The organism is Aneurinibacillus uraniidurans (genome assembly GCF_028471905.1).
In the GTDB taxonomy this organism is placed as follows: domain Bacteria; phylum Bacillota; class Bacilli; order Aneurinibacillales; family Aneurinibacillaceae; genus Aneurinibacillus; species Aneurinibacillus uraniidurans.
Window position 1 is genome coordinate 2,436,962 of sequence record NZ_CP116902.1, and the last position, 17,916, is coordinate 2,454,877.

At 43.6% G+C, this 17,916-nt stretch carries 13 protein-coding genes and 1 CRISPR repeat array; all 13 genes read right to left on the reverse strand.

The genetic code is table 11. The features are described from left to right. Nucleotides 1-8: 8 nt before the first annotated feature. Nucleotides 9-971, reverse strand: a complete 963-nt coding sequence (locus PO771_RS12145) for a type I CRISPR-associated protein Cas7 (RefSeq protein ID WP_272559941.1) — start codon at nucleotides 969-971, stop codon at nucleotides 9-11. A 14-nt stretch (nucleotides 972-985) separates the two neighbouring features. Next, the gene (locus PO771_RS12150) at nucleotides 986-2,842 is read right to left on the reverse strand and encodes a hypothetical protein (protein WP_272559943.1); all 1,857 of its coding nucleotides are present in this window, start codon (nucleotides 2,840-2,842) and stop codon (nucleotides 986-988) included. Between the two features lie 15 nt (nucleotides 2,843-2,857). Continuing rightward, entirely contained in the window at nucleotides 2,858-3,550 is a 693-nt protein-coding gene (locus tag PO771_RS12155; protein WP_272559944.1) for a CRISPR-associated endoribonuclease Cas6, read from the reverse strand. Between the two features lie 100 nt (nucleotides 3,551-3,650). Continuing rightward, nucleotides 3,651-5,977: a CRISPR direct-repeat array (repeat unit 30 nt; unit sequence ATTTAAATACACCATGTGTTGCTGTTCGAG). Nucleotides 5,978-6,207: 230 nt separating this feature from the next. Continuing rightward, complete coding sequence (locus PO771_RS12160; protein ID WP_272563156.1) at nucleotides 6,208-7,680, reverse strand: aldehyde dehydrogenase family protein; 1,473 nt, start codon at nucleotides 7,678-7,680, stop codon at nucleotides 6,208-6,210. Nucleotides 7,681-7,934: 254 nt separating this feature from the next. Continuing rightward, nucleotides 7,935-9,485: a recombinase family protein gene (locus PO771_RS12165; RefSeq protein WP_272559945.1), complete on the reverse strand. Its 1,551-nt coding sequence runs from the start codon at nucleotides 9,483-9,485 to the stop codon at nucleotides 7,935-7,937. A 73-nt stretch (nucleotides 9,486-9,558) separates the two neighbouring features. Then, a complete protein-coding gene (locus PO771_RS12170; RefSeq protein ID WP_272559947.1) occupies nucleotides 9,559-9,720 on the reverse strand; it encodes a hypothetical protein in 162 nt (53 codons plus the stop codon). Nucleotides 9,721-9,795: 75 nt separating this feature from the next. Continuing rightward, nucleotides 9,796-11,526: a methyl-accepting chemotaxis protein gene (locus tag PO771_RS12175; RefSeq protein WP_272559948.1), complete on the reverse strand. Its 1,731-nt coding sequence runs from the start codon at nucleotides 11,524-11,526 to the stop codon at nucleotides 9,796-9,798. A gap of 105 nt (nucleotides 11,527-11,631) precedes the next feature. Beyond that, nucleotides 11,632-11,781, reverse strand: a complete 150-nt coding sequence (locus tag PO771_RS12180) for a hypothetical protein (RefSeq protein WP_272559949.1) — start codon at nucleotides 11,779-11,781, stop codon at nucleotides 11,632-11,634. Between the two features lie 149 nt (nucleotides 11,782-11,930). Beyond that, nucleotides 11,931-12,182 (reverse strand): outer spore coat protein CotE, encoded by a 252-nt coding sequence (gene cotE, locus PO771_RS12185; RefSeq protein WP_422664944.1) that lies wholly within the window; start codon nucleotides 12,180-12,182, stop codon nucleotides 11,931-11,933. A gap of 247 nt (nucleotides 12,183-12,429) precedes the next feature. Continuing rightward, nucleotides 12,430-12,852, reverse strand: a complete 423-nt coding sequence (locus PO771_RS12190) for a YlbF/YmcA family competence regulator (protein WP_422664945.1) — start codon at nucleotides 12,850-12,852, stop codon at nucleotides 12,430-12,432. Between the two features lie 5 nt (nucleotides 12,853-12,857). After that, complete coding sequence (gene miaB, locus PO771_RS12195) at nucleotides 12,858-14,381, reverse strand: tRNA (N6-isopentenyl adenosine(37)-C2)-methylthiotransferase MiaB (RefSeq protein ID WP_272559951.1); 1,524 nt, start codon at nucleotides 14,379-14,381, stop codon at nucleotides 12,858-12,860. 150 nt (nucleotides 14,382-14,531) lie between these two features. Continuing rightward, nucleotides 14,532-17,456, reverse strand: coding sequence for a hybrid sensor histidine kinase/response regulator (locus tag PO771_RS12200; RefSeq protein WP_272559952.1), 2,925 nt, complete (start codon nucleotides 17,454-17,456; stop codon nucleotides 14,532-14,534). Further along, nucleotides 17,422-17,883, reverse strand: coding sequence for a chemotaxis protein CheX (locus PO771_RS12205; RefSeq protein WP_272559954.1), 462 nt, complete (start codon nucleotides 17,881-17,883; stop codon nucleotides 17,422-17,424). The genes PO771_RS12200 and PO771_RS12205 overlap by 35 nt, the downstream gene beginning before the upstream one ends. Nucleotides 17,884-17,916 lie beyond the last annotated feature (33 nt).

Here is a 17,916-nt window from a genome sequence, read left to right on the forward strand (position 1 = left end):
ACATCCTGCTATTCAACTTTTGTACGAGTAAAAATATTTTTTCTAGTCCATCCTTCTTTAGATAGAAACCCTGCTGTCGTATAAATATCTGTCGTGTACGGATTATAAAATACTTCTACCGTCTCGATTCGATCAGCTGCTGCAGACAGTACTTCTTCTACCCGTGTAATATCAATCAGATTTCTTTCATCTTTTCGAAAATCAATATACGTATCCAGATGTGGCAAGTACAGATTTTCCCCTTCTTTGCACGTCACAAATAGCGCAAACTCATTCTCACAACCAGCCTTGCTATTTGTATTTAATGCGGTGGCCCCAACAAGTGCCGCTTCCTTAAATTTTAAATAAGCTTCTTCTGTATACCCTTCAAAATCAGGAAGCAATCGAGTAAACTCATCATAATGATTAGGATTGACAGAGAAAGGATAAAAATAATGTGCTTCATTACTTACAACTTTCTTTCCAAGGCTTGAGGCATCCGCTTCTTCTTTAGCAGAATTACGAAACGGTGATAAAATATCTTGTACCTCTACAAGAGAATCCTCATATTTATTAAATCCCTGACCAATTTGCACAATACCCGTCAACCCGATGTTTTGCTTTTTAACTGCAAAAGTAGCGCCAAAATTCAGAACATCAATTGTAGAAAAAAGATTCCCTAGCACTTCTTGTGATGAGGTCTTATCAGAGATCTCTGTATCAAATAATTCGTTATATCGCTCTGCCAATTCTTTTGGCTGAATTTTGTTTTTTTCAGCTCCTTTTTGATTTAATATGTATGATTTAAAATACAGCACTTTCTCTCCCTGCGATACCCAAAGACGCTTCATGCTATATTTCAAAGCTTTGTCACTTCCAAAAATGGTTCCATCACTGCATGTCTTAGGCCGTCCCGTAAAGTCTGCATTCCAATTTGCCATCCGGCTCGCAATACCAATTACCCCATACACTCGCTTATTCATCTTTGCCATTCTGCTTATCCCCTCTATTCCTGTTTTTGCAACAACATATTTTGCGCCAGCAGCCCCGCCAGCAGCATATCCCGATTCACTCCCTTGATATTCCCTTCAGCTGTATATCCCATTATCATTGACATTGCATTTTTAAAGCGCAGGCTTCCCATAGAAATAGCATGATTATACACAGTAAAAAGCTCATCCAACCTTCTTTTAAGTTGCTGTCCTGTTTTCGCCTGGAGAATAGGCTCACAAAGACCAAATGTTTTTTTACTTGTTTGTGATTGAATAAGCAAATAATAGGCAAGTTGTCCAGCTAAGAAATAAAACTCTTCATCACTCTCACATACGACCTGCTCTTTAGCAAATAGCTTATGCTGTAGAGCGGAAACAGTAGACTCAATATAGTCTGCCACCTGATAACCCCTTTCTATATCTAAATATTGCAATAATGAAAGACGCAAATTATATGCATCGGCTATCTGTTTCAAGTATAATCCCTTTGCAGTCTTGGCAATCTGCTCTTCAATTAATTGTCTCGTTACTTTGTCAATTAGCGGACGAATGGTAATGTTCGTACCTTTATACAGAAAATCGTACCAAGCTTGTCTGCTCATTAAAAATAAGGAGAGCATCCCAGCGGTAAAAACATTTGTTTTTATATCAGGATCAGCATGTAAAAATGAATCCTTCATTCTACCCGCAAAAAACAATGACCCAATAAGCCCATGAAGCTGTCCCGGTTTTGTTACATCCGAATACCGTTTAATAAGCCTCTGCCCATTTTCCTCTTCTGTAATCTTAAGCACATTCTTATAGGTAAACTTGATTATATCCGGCATACGAAACGGAACATTCTCAAAAAATTCAATACTTCCCCCGGAATCCAACCGAATGTGATACCGTGATGGAAGCTGTACCTTTGATTTTTCCAGCGAAAAAGCCCCTTCATAGGGAATTTGATGCTCACGAAACTTCCCCTGACTCTCCAACCATTTATATAAGTCTTTAGTAGCCAGTGCATCTTCAAGCTGCACTCGAATCGGGACTGCTGTCTGCATTGTTTTCAGCTCTAGATATGGTTTTTTTGCATTCATGCTAATATCATAAGCTGGCAACCCTACTATATTTTCATTTTTTAGCTCATTAAACTTATTATCATTAAAAATTTTCGGCAGGATATATACAAGGTATTCACTTTGATACACACTTTCTTCTGCTTCGAAAAAAACTTTTACATATGTAGAAAAAGGAACTTCTTTTTTATACGACTCAAGAAAGGTAAGAAACTCAGAGAGATACACTTCCCAAAAGTTGTATGCTTGTCTGCTGATTGCGGCACGGAGTTCTGAATCAATATACTGCATAACGTCAGAATACCGTTCTTGAAAAAATTGATCTCTGTTTTGTAAAATTTGCTTTTTACTCAGCTCTTTTTTTGAATTTATCGGATACATATTGAGGAGCTTCTCACTGGCTTGTTCTAAAAGCTGATAGAAGTTTTGAAGATGTAAAAGTAATTGTGAGGTAGAGAACCCCTTTTTGTCTCCAATCAAGAGATCCACTTTCATGAAAAAAGTTAATGCATTTGTACTATGAATCTTTTTTGCCGGAAGATCAACAGCTTTATTCATACTGTCATTTAACACACTACTGTAGTAATCTCTAGTTTTAAACCATTGCAAAAGCTCCTTATTAGCAACAGCTGTATCCTGCTTACGATGAATAATAAGCGAACGGTCAGAAATTTCAGCTATATTTTCTTGTAATGTTTTATCCAGAGCAAATTTAATGTAGATTCCTTCTTTTAGCTCGTAATTATCCATCACAATTTCAGGATGCTGGCTTACTTCTCTTTTAAATTGCTGGACGAGATCCTGAAGCATACACCATCGCTCCTCTCATATGTATGTAGCCAGACAAAATCCCCCACCTACTGCAGAATTTTTTTCTGCAAGCCCGCTTCCCATACTAATAAAAGCAAGCTTTTGTGATTGCTGATCATCCTGAATTGTTATTTTCGCTTTGTTCCCAAGTAATTTTATTCCTTTATACGAAATAGCAATCGGACGCTGATTCAAGATTTCAATTCGCTGAATAAAAGAATGAGTAAATCGCTCTTCTCCAAACAGATTCTTATATTTCTTTTCGGCATTAGCTTGTAACCGTTCTTCTAATGTTGTCCAATCGTGCTCAACGAACCATGGTGCTCCTTTAACTGTTATGAAAAAAGGAGTAACTGTATATAATTCTTGAATGGGGCGTTGTGGCATACGGGTGATTTCCGCAGCTAAAAGTTGAAAATTATCATCGTTTACTTTTTTAAGCAAATGCTTTACCTTTGATAAAAAACCTTGTTTTAGACTACGAATCTTGTATATGTATACTTTCCCTTCTTTATAAACACCATCTTTCTCAAAAGGATATAAATTATCAAAAACATAGTGTTTGTATTGGTTTTGTTCATGAAATACTTTTAAGTTTTCATCGAGATAAAGAGCAGCATTAATCCATTGACCAATTTTTTCACTGCTAAAACTAAAATGAATATTTTTTCGTAAAAACACTGTTACCGTAAGCTGTTCAAAGACCATCTAACCCCCCCTTATATAAAAATGTTTTTATCATTTTTATATGTTTTACCATAAAAAGAACTCATTGAAACTATTTGCGTAATTACAAATAAGCAAAATAAGATAAATACACCATGTGTTGCTGTTCGAGTAGGAGTATATGTGAGGTTCGCCTAGAGTTGAAGATAATTTAAATACACTATGTGTTGCTATTCGAGTTTTTCCGCTTGTTTAGAACCTAACTTCGCATGAGCCATTTAAATACACCATGTGTTGCTGTTCGAGACGCCTGGCAGTTAAAACAGACACCAATCCATTTGGATTTAAATACACCATGTGTTGCTGTTCGAGCTAGCTAAAAAGAAAATGGAGACTGGCGGCCAGAATTTAAATACACCATGTGTTGCTGTTCGAGGCTGCTTGTAAAGTTTGTAGCCCATTGACCGTCATAGATTTAAATACACCATGTGTTGCTGTTCGAGGGTAACTTCTAACGTCATTCCGTCATCCTGATACCTATTTAAATACACCATGTGTTGCTGTTCGAGGATGGCTAACGCATTGCTGCTTTTGCAGGAAATCGAATTTAAATACACCATGTGTTGCTGTTCGAGCTTAAAATCGCCGCCCCAGGTAAAGCCATACTTCTATTTAAATACACCATGTGTTGCTGTTCGAGCAAAGCACGGGTAGGATTGTATGCTGTACAAGAATATTTAAATACACCATGTGTTGCTGTTCGAGGGGAAAAGGAGCGCTCCAGACAACGATCATAATTGGATTTAAATACACCATGTGTTGCTGTTCGAGATTAGGTTTGGTGTGTAGTAGAGATATGTACCACATATTTAAATACACCATGTGTTGCTGTTCGAGCTTAGAAACTAATAGAATACAAGGTTACCATAAGGAATTTAAATACACCATGTGTTGCTGTTCGAGGCACAGGCAGTCCAGGAATATTCCCCTCGTTAGTTAATTTAAATACACCATGTGTTGCTGTTCGAGCCTGTTCCAGGCGAGCAGCATAAGTTGCTCGATGGGATTTAAATACACCATGTGTTGCTGTTCGAGGCATTAAAGCAAACTGCAACCCCCCTTTTTACTACATTTAAATACACCATGTGTTGCTGTTCGAGAATACATACATACGTTTTACCCCTTAATTCTTTTTACATTTAAATACACCATGTGTTGCTGTTCGAGTTTCGCTTCTTCAAGCGATCTTCGTTGAGAAGCTATTTAAATACACCATGTGTTGCTGTTCGAGAGAAACGGAAGTCGTGGAATTTATCACGATCATGCTATTTAAATACACCATGTGTTGCTGTTCGAGTCAGGAATGCTAGTGGAATAGCCGTTGCAAACGCAAATTTAAATACACCATGTGTTGCTGTTCGAGCCAACCCATTTTCGATTTCACTGATCTTTCTCTGTGATTTAAATACACCATGTGTTGCTGTTCGAGGTGAAAGCTTTGCTCGCCTTCAACAAGAGGCACATTATTTAAATACACCATGTGTTGCTGTTCGAGTTCGTGCAGCCGATGACCTCCCTGCAGCTAGGGTGTATTTAAATACACCATGTGTTGCTGTTCGAGTGCTTCGTATCGTCTTCATTTCGTTACTCCTCCCAGATTTAAATACACCATGTGTTGCTGTTCGAGGAAGCAATACAAGACCCGGAACCGACACGGCAACCATTTAAATACACCATGTGTTGCTGTTCGAGGAAGGTTTGTGTTGCCATACGTCGCCCGACTGCGAATTTAAATACACCATGTGTTGCTGTTCGAGGACCGGCACGGACAGCAACCGTTGTTGTCATCCCATTTAAATACACCATGTGTTGCTGTTCGAGTTTGTCCAGGATATATTTTATTTGGATTTTTACCGAATTTAAATACACCATGTGTTGCTGTTCGAGCGTCCCTGATACATAACTCGTAATATCACCAACACTATTTAAATACACCATGTGTTGCTGTTCGAGGCAGAAGTAGCTGCAGCTTCAGAAGTCGAGTTCTAATTTAAATACACCATGTGTTGCTGTTCGAGCGGCATGTTAGAAACAGATGATGATGTTCTTTCAGCATTTAAATACACCATGTGTTGCTGTTCGAGAAAATTAATTAAGTGCATAAAGTGGTTGAATTGCTAATTTAAATACACCATGTGTTGCTGTTCGAGTGATGAGCGCACGGTTCGTCGTTCTCTGGATCGTCTATTTAAATACACCATGTGTTGCTGTTCGAGATAGTCCTTAAAAAGAAAGTCTACCCCTTCTCTGGATTTAAATACACCATGTGTTGCTGTTCGAGCATGTACAGAGTTTGATTAGCCTAGGTCCTGGTTATTTAAATACACCATGTGTTGCTGTTCGAGAAAGTAGATAAAGCGAGCAAATTGAGTAATTTTAATTTAAATACACCATGTGTTGCTGTTCGAGCCTATATAAATCAAGCTTTCTAAAAAATAATCTATCCTTAAACCCTAGAAAAATCAACACGTTTATCTATTTTTACCAAGCTCAAAGTCCTGTCTTATTTTTATAAAGAAAACTACCGATGAACATTTGAAACAACAGGCAAAACAGCAAAGTCGACTGAAAGAGAGGTTGGTAAAAAAGGGCTATTCCATGCTTTACACATGGGATAGCCCTTTTCTGAAAGTGATCGTTTAGTTTTTGAACCAGCCTACTGGCTCTACTTGCATGTTAATGTTAATCTGCTTCACTTCTGTAAACTCTTCAAGGCCAAACGTTCCGAGTCCACGACCGATGCCGCTCTGCTTGTAACCGCCCCATGGTGCTTCATTGTATGTCGGGTGGTAGCTGTTAATCCATGTAATACCGGAGCGCAGCTTCTTAATTACGCGCATTGCTTTTGCTCCATCCAGTGTGAACACGCCGCCTGCAAGACCGTATACTGTTCCGTTCGCCAGTTCAATTGCTTCCGCTTCATCTTTGAACTTCTGCACCGCAAGCACAGGTCCGAAAATCTCTTCCTGTACAATACGCATGTTCGGTTTTGTATCCACGAAGATCGTCGGCTCAACAAAGTATCCGTTTTCAAGACCATTCTCCATAATGCGATTTCCACCGCATACGAGACGCGCCCCTTCCTGTTTGCCGATCTCGATATAACCGAGTACTTTTTCCATATGCGCTTTGCTAACAAGCGGTCCCATTTCTGTGTCAGGATGGTCGCCAGCGCCTACTGTAATCTGCTTCGCACGCTCAACAAGACGCTCTACGAATTTGTCATGAATGCTTTCTTCTAGTAACAGACGGGAACCTGCGGAACATACTTGTCCCTGGTTGCAGAAAATACCGAACAGCGCATAATCTACCGCTGTCTCGAAGTCTGCATCTGCAAATACGATATTCGGAGATTTACCGCCGAGTTCAAGCGAGATTTTCTTGATATTTCCTGCAGCCGCTTTCATGATGCTGCGGCCTGTTGCTGTACCGCCTGTAAATGACACTTTATCAACAAGATGGCTCTCGGCCAGCTCATTCCCAACTGTCGGGCCTGCACCCATTACCATGTTAATTACACCGTGTGGAATGCCCACTTCTTCAATAATTTCAAACAGCTTAATCGCTGTAACCGGCGTTACTTCAGATGGCTTAAATACAACCGTATTACCCGCTGCAAGAGCCGGAGCAATTTTCCATACACCCATGAGGAGCGGGAAGTTCCACGGTACGATCAATGCACATACACCAACGGCTTCACGTACAACCATTGCCTGCATTGGGTCTGCTACATGGTATGTTTGTCCATCCGGTTTTGTTGCCAGACCTGCATAGTAGCGGAAGCAAGCCGCCGCATCTGCGACATCGAATTCTGCTTCACGAAGCGGTTTGCCGTTATCAAGTGTTTCTAAGCGGGCAATTTCTGCCGCATATTCTTCAAGCTTATCTGCAATCGCGAACAAATAGCTAGCTCGCTGTACAGCTGGCATCTCCGACCAGCTACCTTCATCAAATGTACGACGTGCCACTTCAATCGCGCGGCGTGCATCTTCAACGTTTCCTTCTGCTGCTTTTGCAATGACTTGACCGTTGGCTGGACTCACAATGTCACGTGTTTCTCCACTTTGTGCATCTACCCATTTCCCATCTACATACATTTTCAGATCAAGCACTTGTGTTACTGTTGACATCTCGATTCCTCCTCAATGTTTATTTACTTCAAGTTCAGATTATCTGCGTTACCCCTTCAGCCAACAAGTTGGGCTATTATGGCAACTTAATAGGAATCCTGCTATTCTACAATTTTAAAATATTGCAACTATTATGCCAACAAAAAACTAGCATATATGGCAGATTCATTCATTCATTTGTGATTTTTATATACCCAGTTTTGCATACAGAATGCAAAACTGGGTATAGCGCTAGCTTATTCGTGTATATGATGAAAATGAAAATACAGAGTGGATACGTTGTTTCGATCGTACACTTCCACCCTTTTTACAAGCCGCTGAAACAGTGCTCGCAGTATGCGATGATTTTCTGGCATTTCGAATACTCGTCGGGCCTTCAGTATCTCTTCAAGCGTATAGACCTGATTTTCCGTCTGTCCAGTATGCCTCATCTGCTCCTGTATTGTCTTCATTTGCTGCGCTGCCGCATCCATTCGCACTTTAAGTCCAGCAAGAAAATCACGCAGCTCATCTGGTTCGAGCAGGTCACTTGCAGCTGCGATGTTCCGCTGTTTTTTCAACAGCTTCTTCCTTTCTTCTTCAAACGCTGCGTATTTATGGGCGAGTTCCCCGCTATTGGCCTTCACACGGGAGTGTATCGGATGTAAGGCCTGAGCCTGAGCCAGTTCGTTGATCAACAGACGAAATACCGCTTGCTCGAGCTCTTCTGCCGGAATCGGTTCATGTACACAGGCTGCACTTCCATATTTATGATTTTGACCACATTTGTAATAGCGATACCGATACGTTTTCTGGCCTGACTTCGTTGATTGAATCGTTACCATGCCCGCACCACACCGCGCACAGTATAGAAGGCCAGCAAGCGGATACTTAACCCGATTGGACGGCCTTCCTGCTTTCGTACTACGTTCGCACAATAGTTCCTGAGTGCGATCAAACAAGCTGCGCTCCACAATCGCCGGATGTGCCTGTCGAACGATGACCGGATTGCCAGTTTCGATATATTTCCGGCTTTTTTTAATGAGATTTTGATTCTCATCATATACACGCTCAAGCTTTGTCCGCTTCACGCCGTATACAACATCTCCTGTATACACAGGATTGCTAAGCATCTTGCGAACGGTTGCCTGCTGAAATCGATTATTGCGAGCACTGCGATAACCATATGCATTCAGCCGCTCTGCAATAGCAGGCGTTCCAAGCCGCTCATGCACATACAACTGAAAGGCTAGGCGTACTGCTTCTGCCTGTACATCATCAATTACGAGATGCTGTGTATGAGGATCACGTCGATACCCAAACGGAACATGGGATGACGGCCATTTACCGGTACGTGCCTTCTCCCGGAAACCAGCAGATACGCGACTGCTAATACGCTCTGATTCGACTTCCGCCATGAAGTTGCTAATCTTGAATAACAACTTTGACTCCGGTCGCTCGGAATCATACCCATCGTGTGACTTAATTCGCACCCCGGATGCTTCGAGAATCCGAACGATTTTCAGGTTTTCCTCTTCATCCCGCCCCATCCGGGTAATCTCCTTGAACAACACAACACGGAATTTCCCTGCTCGTGCATCCTCAAGCAAGCGCTTCATTGCCGGGCGCTCCAGAATGGTCGTATAGTAACCACTGTATCCTTCATCGACATACAGTAAGTCGTCGGCTACAGCATACTCTTGCGAAAACATGCGATGCATGTAATCTTTCATCAGCGAAATCTGATGGTCAATGGAATCTCCCTGCTGATCCGTAGAAACCCGAGCATAGATCGCAACCGGTATCATCCTCTATCCCTCCCGGCTCATGCTGTACTATGATCATCAGATATATGTGTATGCATGAGTGGGTTGTACGTATTTATGTTTCCTTCTCTTGTTCCACAAAAATTCCATCTTGGTTTTCGCTGACTATTACCTCTATATCACTTCCAAATTTCTCTTCATAAAAAAGTTGAATCTGCTCTCTGAAATACACAACAATCGGCTCATCTCCATATTCCACCTGTAAAATGCGGATCATATTCATCACCCGCTAGTATATATATGAAGCCGACTGTGCACACATATCTTGTACGCCAAATCAATTGTGTGCGGACTAGAAAGTAAATCTCGCAAGCTCTTCGCGCAGCTGCCGTGAAATACGCGCCATATCCTCAGCGTTCGCCGCAATCTCCTGAACGGTTGCCGACTGTTCCTGTGCAGAGGCCACAACTTCTTGTGTAGCTGACGCCGCCTCTTCTAGAATCGAGGTAATTTCCTCAATATGCACAAGCACATTCTCTACGGTTGACTCAATCTGGTTAAATGACTGTGCCATTCCGGATGAATCTTCCTCTGCTTCTTTCATACAAACCGCCATCGCATCGAGCGCCTGCCCACCTGCATGTACAAGCGTAATTTGTTCCGTCACCGCCTGCTCGCTTGTTCGCATAGATGACACCGTGTGCTCCATCTCCAGCAGAATGTCCTGCACAAGTTCTGTGATCTGTCTAGCTGCTGCATTCGACTGCTCTGCTAACAACCGCACTTCGTCGGCTACCACAGCAAACCCGCGTCCGTGTTTCCCTGCGCGAGCCGCTTCAATTGCTGCATTCAATGCAAGCAAGTTCGTCTGACTAGCAATCCCCGTAATAGCGGTTACAATATCGCCAATTTGTGAAGAACGCTCGGTCAATCGCTCCATCGTTTCACACGCCTGCCCGACAGCATGTGAAATCGTTGGCATGTGTTCTACGGCCTGCCGAATCGCTTGCTGACCCTGTCGGGAAATATTTGCTGCCTGCTGTGTTCGATGATTGTTCTGCTCAATCTGCTTTTTCCCTGTACCAACGACATCGCGTGCCTGCTTCATCATCTGAACGATGTCACGAGCCCGTTCGTTCTGCTGTACACTTCCATCCGCTACTTCCTGAATGGTACATGCAACAGACGCAGCACTTGCTTCCGAGTACTCCGTTGCAATTGATAATCTTTCTGCATCTGCTGCTACTCCGTCCACACTCGTTTGGACATTGCGCAAAAATCCGGCCAATGTAGTCTCCATTAGTTGAAAAGCGTGCGAGAGCCTTCCCACTTCATCCTGGCTATTATCCGCTATCGTTATCTTTTGTTTCACGGGCGAAGAAAAGTCTCCCGCAGCAATTTTCTCAGCCGTTTCCGTTACGTCCTGTAATGGACGCAAACTTCGGCGGGCCAACCAGGAAAACAGCAGCGTTGACACACACACAAGCCCCACACTTGTCGGTACAAATGTCGGAATATTGTCGATGATGGCTCCCTGAACAAGATCATTCACAAAAGAAGCACTCATATCCATCTCCAATACACCAATCACCTGGCCTGTTTGATCTCGAATAGGTGCTACAGCAGGCAAATAGTCTCCATATTTTTCATCATGCACCAGATGCATACTCAGCGTCTCTCCCTTCATGACAGCCGCCACCTGTTCAGCACTAAGCGCTTCGGTCGGCTCGCCAATCGGGGAGGCAATCTTCGAGTCTTTCGGCTGTCCATCTAGCAATATGCGCACTTGATTATTTCGTACTTCTACCGTTGTGATATACAAAGCTCCAGTTTTTTCACGTAGATCATTTAATTCGCGGCGTAGTTTCCAGTAGGTCTCATCGTCAGCTGGCCGTGCAAGAAATTTCTTATACGTTTCCGTATCCATATGTGCTACCGTATTCTCAGCCATCCGGCTGCTATATTCCGCTACTGTCTGCTCCACTGCTCGATTCACGCTGCGGTACGAAAAAACCTCACTGATTCCCACTACAAAAATAATGAGTGACGCAGATAGCAGGAATAGCTTCCGTCGCAAACTCATCAACTCACCAGCCCTCCTCTTTTATGTATTTATGCACAATGCTATCCAACTCTGCATACGAGAGAAAGCCAGGCGCGCACAGCCTGGCTTTCCTCCCACTATTATTCATTCCTGAATAAACAATTCGTCTTCTGCATGAAAGGAGTCGTCATGGTAGGTCTCTACCATGATTTCGCGGCAATTTGTACACTCCGCACGGTTGCGTTCCCAGCTAACCAACTCATTCCCGCAAGAAATGCACTTATCTTCTGTCATACGTAAATACGCCTCCTTTATAGTTGTTAGGGTGTCTGCATCGCATATGTTTTATGCTTGTTTATGTATAATGCATATAGTATGCCAAAAATAAAACGGAAGCCTGCCATCTTTCTGGCAGACTTCCGCTTCTATACTATTATATACAATTAACCTACCTTCGTATCTGTGTTGTTGTTGTACGAATACCAGATGTTGAATTCATACGATCCGCTTACCTCGACAGCTTCTCCGATTTTGTTCGCCCGGTATGTGTGGTTAATCACCCAGGCTCCCAAAATCGTGACTGCTTTGTGGGATGGGGTAACGGTGTGAGTGGTTTCGGAAAACTTACGACCACGACCACAAACCGCTTTCGTAATAATTTCCCGGCACTGCACTTCTTTATTTGTACTCGACATATGGTTGTTACCTCCTCCATCCAGCATTTCCCTACATGTGTATGCAGGGCATTCATCACGGGTGCAGCCCTCTAGCGCCCACATTATGAAGCCCCAAAATCAGCGTCTTGACTGATAATCCATAAATATGCAGGGCATACGCCGTGGGTGAAAGCAGAAAGTAGGCATCGTTCGATTCCCATCTGTTTTCACCTGTAACACCACCACTTGCCGCAGTAATCCGAATGCCAATCACTCCGCTGCTGCCTTACCCATTTTTTCGACCCGCTTCACTGTACAGCGGGTCGCCGCCGGTAGAAACGATAATGTGCTCTGAAACTTTATTTGCAATTGCACCTGTTACCATCTGCAATAGTTCATTCATCTCAGCCTGTGATTGTCTGAATTCGACTACAATTGGAATCTGATCTAACTCGTCCTGCAACGCATCAATCTCCCGCTCCAGTGCCGGAATTTGCTCATCCTTGCGGTTGTGCTCAAGCGTTACAATTCGCTTCTGCTTCTGTTTAATCTCGGCAATCAGTTGTTGTACCGTTTCATTCGCATTAATTTTCTGCTCTGCCTGCTTGAAGCGTGCTACTTCTTCTGAGTTAGCAATTAACCCCGCAAGATCACGTGCCTGTTCGAGAATCGAATCATAATCAAGCATATGCTCCTTCTTCTCTTCCATCTGTCTTACACCTCTACTTTTGGAACAACTTCTCCATAAAGTGTCCATGTCTGCGGTTCTGTAATCTTCACATGAATCAACTGGCCAATTGTTTCTTTTGGTGCCGTAAAATGAACAATTTTATTCGTCCGTGTACGTCCCATAAGCACATCCGGATTGTTCTTGCTCTCACCTTCTACAAGCACTTCGACGACCTGACCGCGCAGTTTTTCATTTTGCTCGCGTCCCAGACGGTTTACTAGATTAATCAGACGTTGCAAGCGATCTTTCTTCTCCGCTTCTGATACATTGTCTTCCATATCAGCTGCCGGTGTTCCAGAACGTGGCGAATAAATAAACGTGTACGCAGAATGGAAGCCCACTTCCTCGACAAGGGACATGGTTTCCAGGAATTGTTCTTCCGTTTCACCCGGAAAACCAACAATAATATCAGTAGTCAGAACCGCATCTGGAATAGCCACTTTAATCTTCCGAACGAGTTCTAGATACTGTTCGCGCGTATACTTACGGGCCATCCGCTTGAGAACTTCCGTGCTGCCGGACTGCATTGGCAGGTGAATGTATTCCATCAAGTTCCCCTTTTTCGCCAATACTTCAATCAGATGGTCATCAAAATCACGCGGATGACTCGTTGTAAAGCGAACCCGTGGCACATCAATTTTGCGCACATCATCCATTAAGTCACCGAAGCCATATTCAATATCCGTAAAATCCTTACCGTATGCGTTGACGTTCTGTCCGAGCAGGAAAATCTCCTTATAGCCCTGACGTGCCAAGTCGCGTACTTCTGCGAGTACATCTTCTGGGCGGCGGCTGCGCTCTTTACCACGTGTATACGGTACAATACAGTACGTACAGAACTTGTCGCAGCCATACATAATGTTTACCCACGCCCGCAGTCCCTCTTTGCGCACTTTCGGCATGTTCTCAACGACGTTTCCTTCTTTGGACCACACTTCAACGACCATTTCTTTATTAAAGAATGCATCACGAAGCAGAACCGGCATACGATGGATGTTATGCGTGCCAAAAATTAAATCTACATGCGGATAGCTTTTGAGAATACGGTTCACAACCGCTTCCTCCTGTGACATACAGCCGCAGACACCGAGAATCAGCTCTGGCTTCTCTTTCTTCAATGCTTTTAAGCGACCAATCTCGCCAAATACTTTATCTTCCGCACCTTCACGCACGGCACACGTATTAAACAAGATCACGTCTGCCTCTGCTTCATCTTCTGTCTCGGTAAAGTTCATCGCCTGAAACAATCCGATAATCGTTTCAGTATCATGCTCATTTGCCTGACAGCCATACGTACGAATCAAATAGGTACGGCCTTTGCCTAGCCCTTGTAACTCCTCTGGAATCCCTTCAAACTCGTTATATTCGATGCCATTCTTCGTACGCTTCTTCGCATCTTTTAAGCTTGGTGCTGTTCCTGAAAAATATTTGCTGTAATCTTTCTCCTTCTTCGGAGCGGATTTTAAGTCCACAGAAGAAGCGGAATTATTTTTTGTTTCGTGTGTCATACTAACCTCCATAACAAATGTGATGCGTTACCTTACGATTATACATAACTGCCTTTATAAACTCAAAAGAAACCTATCCCTTTGCTAAATACGCAGTATTTTTAAACTATAAAAACCTAGCAGCAGAATGTTCCCCATCTGCTGCTAGGTTTACGATTTCTTCTCGATTTTAAGCAATTGCTCCATTGTTGCTAAAAAATCAGGGAGATGCAGCGGCTTCGTAATGTATTCCACAAACCCAGCCGCTTTTCCCCGTGCAATTTCATGTGGCATCGCATGCGCACTAATCGCTACGACAGGAATGTGTTTCGTATGTGGATCTGTCCGAAGACGACGAAGCACTTCGTACCCATTCATACTAGGTAAATGCAGGTCAAGCAAAATCACATGCGGCTCATGCACTTGCGCTAATTCTATGCCAAGTTCCGCATCTGAGGCAGAAAGCACCTCGACGTCCGGGTAGCGGCTTAGCACACGAGATATAAGCATAAGATTAGCTGGATTATCTTCAATATATAGCACCTTACGCAGTGGTAGATGTATACGGTTATGAGTTTTCAGCAGTCTAACTTCCCCGGTATTCGCATGCTGCACCGACACACTTTCACAGCGGCATAGATCAATCCAGAAGTCACTTCCCACTCCCGGTGTGCTCCGAACCTGCACATCACCATTCATCAAGCGAGCCAACTGACGAGCAATCGTTAGTCCAACTCCTGTTCCTTCAATTCCGTCCTGCTCGCCACGCTGAAATGATTCAAAAATTACGGCCTTCTGCATATCCGTAATCCCACACCCCGTATCTGATACCGTAATGCGCACCCAGTCCGACTGTGGCTCTTCAACGCTCACCGTAATTAAGCCACCGTCCTGATTGTACTTCACCGCATTTGACAATAAATTCAGTAAAATTTGCTTCAGTCGAATCCGGTCCGCCATCACAACAGCCAACCCGGGTGAAAGTTCGTAACGAATCGTACACGTAATGCTTCGCCGATCAGCGAGCGGCGCAATCAGCGCCGTGCACTCCTGCAGAAGAGAATGAACATCTACAGGCTCAAGCGTGATCGATGTTTTACCGGCTTCAATCCGTGCCAAATCCAGTACATCATCAATTAAATCAAGCAGATGATTTCCTGCTTTCAAAATCTCCTCCACACTTTGCTTTTGCAAGGATGTGAGCGTTTCATGCGGATGGTATTCCAATAGCTGAGCGAACCCAAGAATCGCATTCATCGGTGTGCGCAGTTCATGACTCATACTCGATAAAAACTGTGATTTAGCCCTGCTTGCCTTTTCGGCTTCCTCCCGTGCTAGAATCAGCAACTGTTCCATTCGCTTCTTCTCTGTAATATCACGTACCAGCGCTGATACAGTTCGTTTTGCTCTAGGTCGGTTACACACTGGCGCAATTCGCGTTTGGAACCAACGCCGTCCCCATGAACCCGTAAGCTCTTGTTCGAGTACGTCAGGCTGTCCACTAGCAAGCACACGCAGCACCGCTTCGTGCATGATGCGACCTGGCTCTTCTCCAATCCGATCAGCTAGTTTTTTGCCGATAATCTCCTCATGGTGTTTCCATTGCGTCCATACATTCACATACACGCCATCTTCATCGATCTCAAAAATAATATCGTCAATGGACTGCAAAAGCGCTTGCAAATCCTGCTCGCGTTCTTCGAGTTCGTGCTGTGCTGCACCGAGACGCTCCCCCATATCAGCAATTAGTTGTTCGGTTTCATGCAGCTCCTCAATCTTCGATCCAACAGGCTCCTGCCTGTATCTTCCCTGTTCAATACAGCGGATCATATGATTCACTCTTGTAAGGGGATGCAGTAAACTACTACTCATCCGACGAGCTTGATAATACTGAATCACAAAAAATCCAACATAAAATACGAAAAGACCAGCTAGCATCCACAATCCTGCCTGCATTAGTTCAAAACCGAGACGGTCAGCTTCCTTGTATATACTTTGCTCAGGCGTACAAATAAGTAAGCGCCAGCCTGTACGAGGAATTGTTTCCCAGGCCACAAGCCGCTTTTCTCCATTGATGTCTACATGGTTAATGCCACTTTTCTCCGCCTGTACAAGCTTATATACAGTAGAAAAATCAGGATGATCTTGTAAAAAGCCAGAGGATGGCACCAAATTTTGGGACGTATTCCAATCCCGGACTCCTTCATCTGAGAGAGCTAATACGGAACCGTCGCGCCCAAGGAGCATTCCATATCCATCCCACGGAATGTCTAGATTGAGTATATGGCGTGAAATCGTATCCAACGTTACATCAAGGCCCACAACCCCTTCTAATCGACCACTAGAATATACGGGGAACAGACAAGATGTCATCCAGCCTTTCCCGGCCAAATCAAGATACGTATTCGTCCAACATGCCTGTCGCTGTGGATTATGCTCCTGATCTGCCTCATAATAAAAGTTATAGGAGGTAAAGTTTATGCCTTCTTGAAACCGTTTTCTCACATCCAAATAAGGGTATACAACCGCTAATGAGTTGTGGTCGGTATAGTACACCCATGTGAGCATAGACTGCGACTGCTGGACATGCTTAAAAAGCGGCTGCAGCTGTAAAAGCTGCGCCACTTTTTGTTTTCCATGGGCGGTAACGGGTTTGTGCCCGCTGTAAAAAACCGCTACACCATCATGATTCATGCTGTCCCTCACGGTATAGTACGGTCCGTTCGGCTGCTGAACAAGACGAGAGGCATCATCAACAGACAGAGCAGGAACGGGCTGCGCCAGTCTGTACTCGATTTGCTGATGTAGCACATTTCCAAGTGATTCAATACTAGAAAGCTTCTGCTCAATCCCGGTTGCCTCGCGACGGGCAATCCGTTGTAATTCATCGTTCGCAGTTTGCTTACTATGTATAATGATCTGCTCTTTCGTCCAAATGCCCGAGAAAAAATACAATCCCACAAAAAGCAATTCCACTAGCACAAGCGGAATCAACACGGTTCGTACATATGACTTCCATATCCACCGAAGCAGAGAAATTGGTCGGTTTTGTTTGAACTTCTTACTGTGGTGTGCTGATATGAACCATGATTTCATACTCGTTATCAATGCCAAACGGGATGCTGATAAACTTGTTGACAGAACGGAATCGGCTTTCTCCCTCATTAATAATCGGTGGAGTAATATTTACATCTGTATGCCCACTGTTTGTAAGCTCGGTACAACAAGCCGCGCCTACCCAGTTTCCGAACTCAGAAAAAGCACTCCATCCCATGTCATCAATCTCAAGAATTTCCATACCACCATACATTTTACCAATAATGGCACAAACCGTAGCGGTTGACATCCCCATGATTAGTTCTGCCTTAATAGACCCTGTTACCCCAACAATGACAGATACTTGCCCGGATAGTACGGGATTTACCTGTAATGTCGGTTTACCAGGGTTAACTTTCATACCAAGATGATTTTCCAGGACGCTACGTGTCCCAAGCAAAATGGCATTAACTTGATTTGCTTGCATACTCCCCGCCCTCCACCTGTTTCTCTTTACAAC

Coding starts and splice junctions, on each gene's coding strand:
- PO771_RS12145 (WP_272559941.1), bottom strand. CDS start 971: ATGGCAAAGATGAATAAGCGAGTGTATGGGGTAATTGGTATTGCGAGC.
- PO771_RS12150 (WP_272559943.1), bottom strand. CDS start 2,842: ATGCTTCAGGATCTCGTCCAGCAATTTAAAAGAGAAGTAAGCCAGCAT.
- PO771_RS12155 (WP_272559944.1), bottom strand. CDS start 3,550: ATGGTCTTTGAACAGCTTACGGTAACAGTGTTTTTACGAAAAAATATT.
- PO771_RS12165 (WP_272559945.1), bottom strand. CDS start 9,485: ATGATACCGGTTGCGATCTATGCTCGGGTTTCTACGGATCAGCAGGGA.
- PO771_RS12170 (WP_272559947.1), bottom strand. CDS start 9,720: ATGATCCGCATTTTACAGGTGGAATATGGAGATGAGCCGATTGTTGTG.
- PO771_RS12175 (WP_272559948.1), bottom strand. CDS start 11,526: ATGAGTTTGCGACGGAAGCTATTCCTGCTATCTGCGTCACTCATTATT.
- PO771_RS12180 (WP_272559949.1), bottom strand. CDS start 11,781: ATGACAGAAGATAAGTGCATTTCTTGCGGGAATGAGTTGGTTAGCTGG.
- cotE (WP_422664944.1), bottom strand. CDS start 12,182: ATGTCGAGTACAAATAAAGAAGTGCAGTGCCGGGAAATTATTACGAAA.
- PO771_RS12190 (WP_422664945.1), bottom strand. CDS start 12,852: ATGGAAGAGAAGAAGGAGCATATGCTTGATTATGATTCGATTCTCGAA.
- miaB (WP_272559951.1), bottom strand. CDS start 14,381: ATGACACACGAAACAAAAAATAATTCCGCTTCTTCTGTGGACTTAAAA.
- PO771_RS12200 (WP_272559952.1), bottom strand. CDS start 17,456: ATGAAATCATGGTTCATATCAGCACACCACAGTAAGAAGTTCAAACAA.
- PO771_RS12205 (WP_272559954.1), bottom strand. CDS start 17,883: ATGCAAGCAAATCAAGTTAATGCCATTTTGCTTGGGACACGTAGCGTC.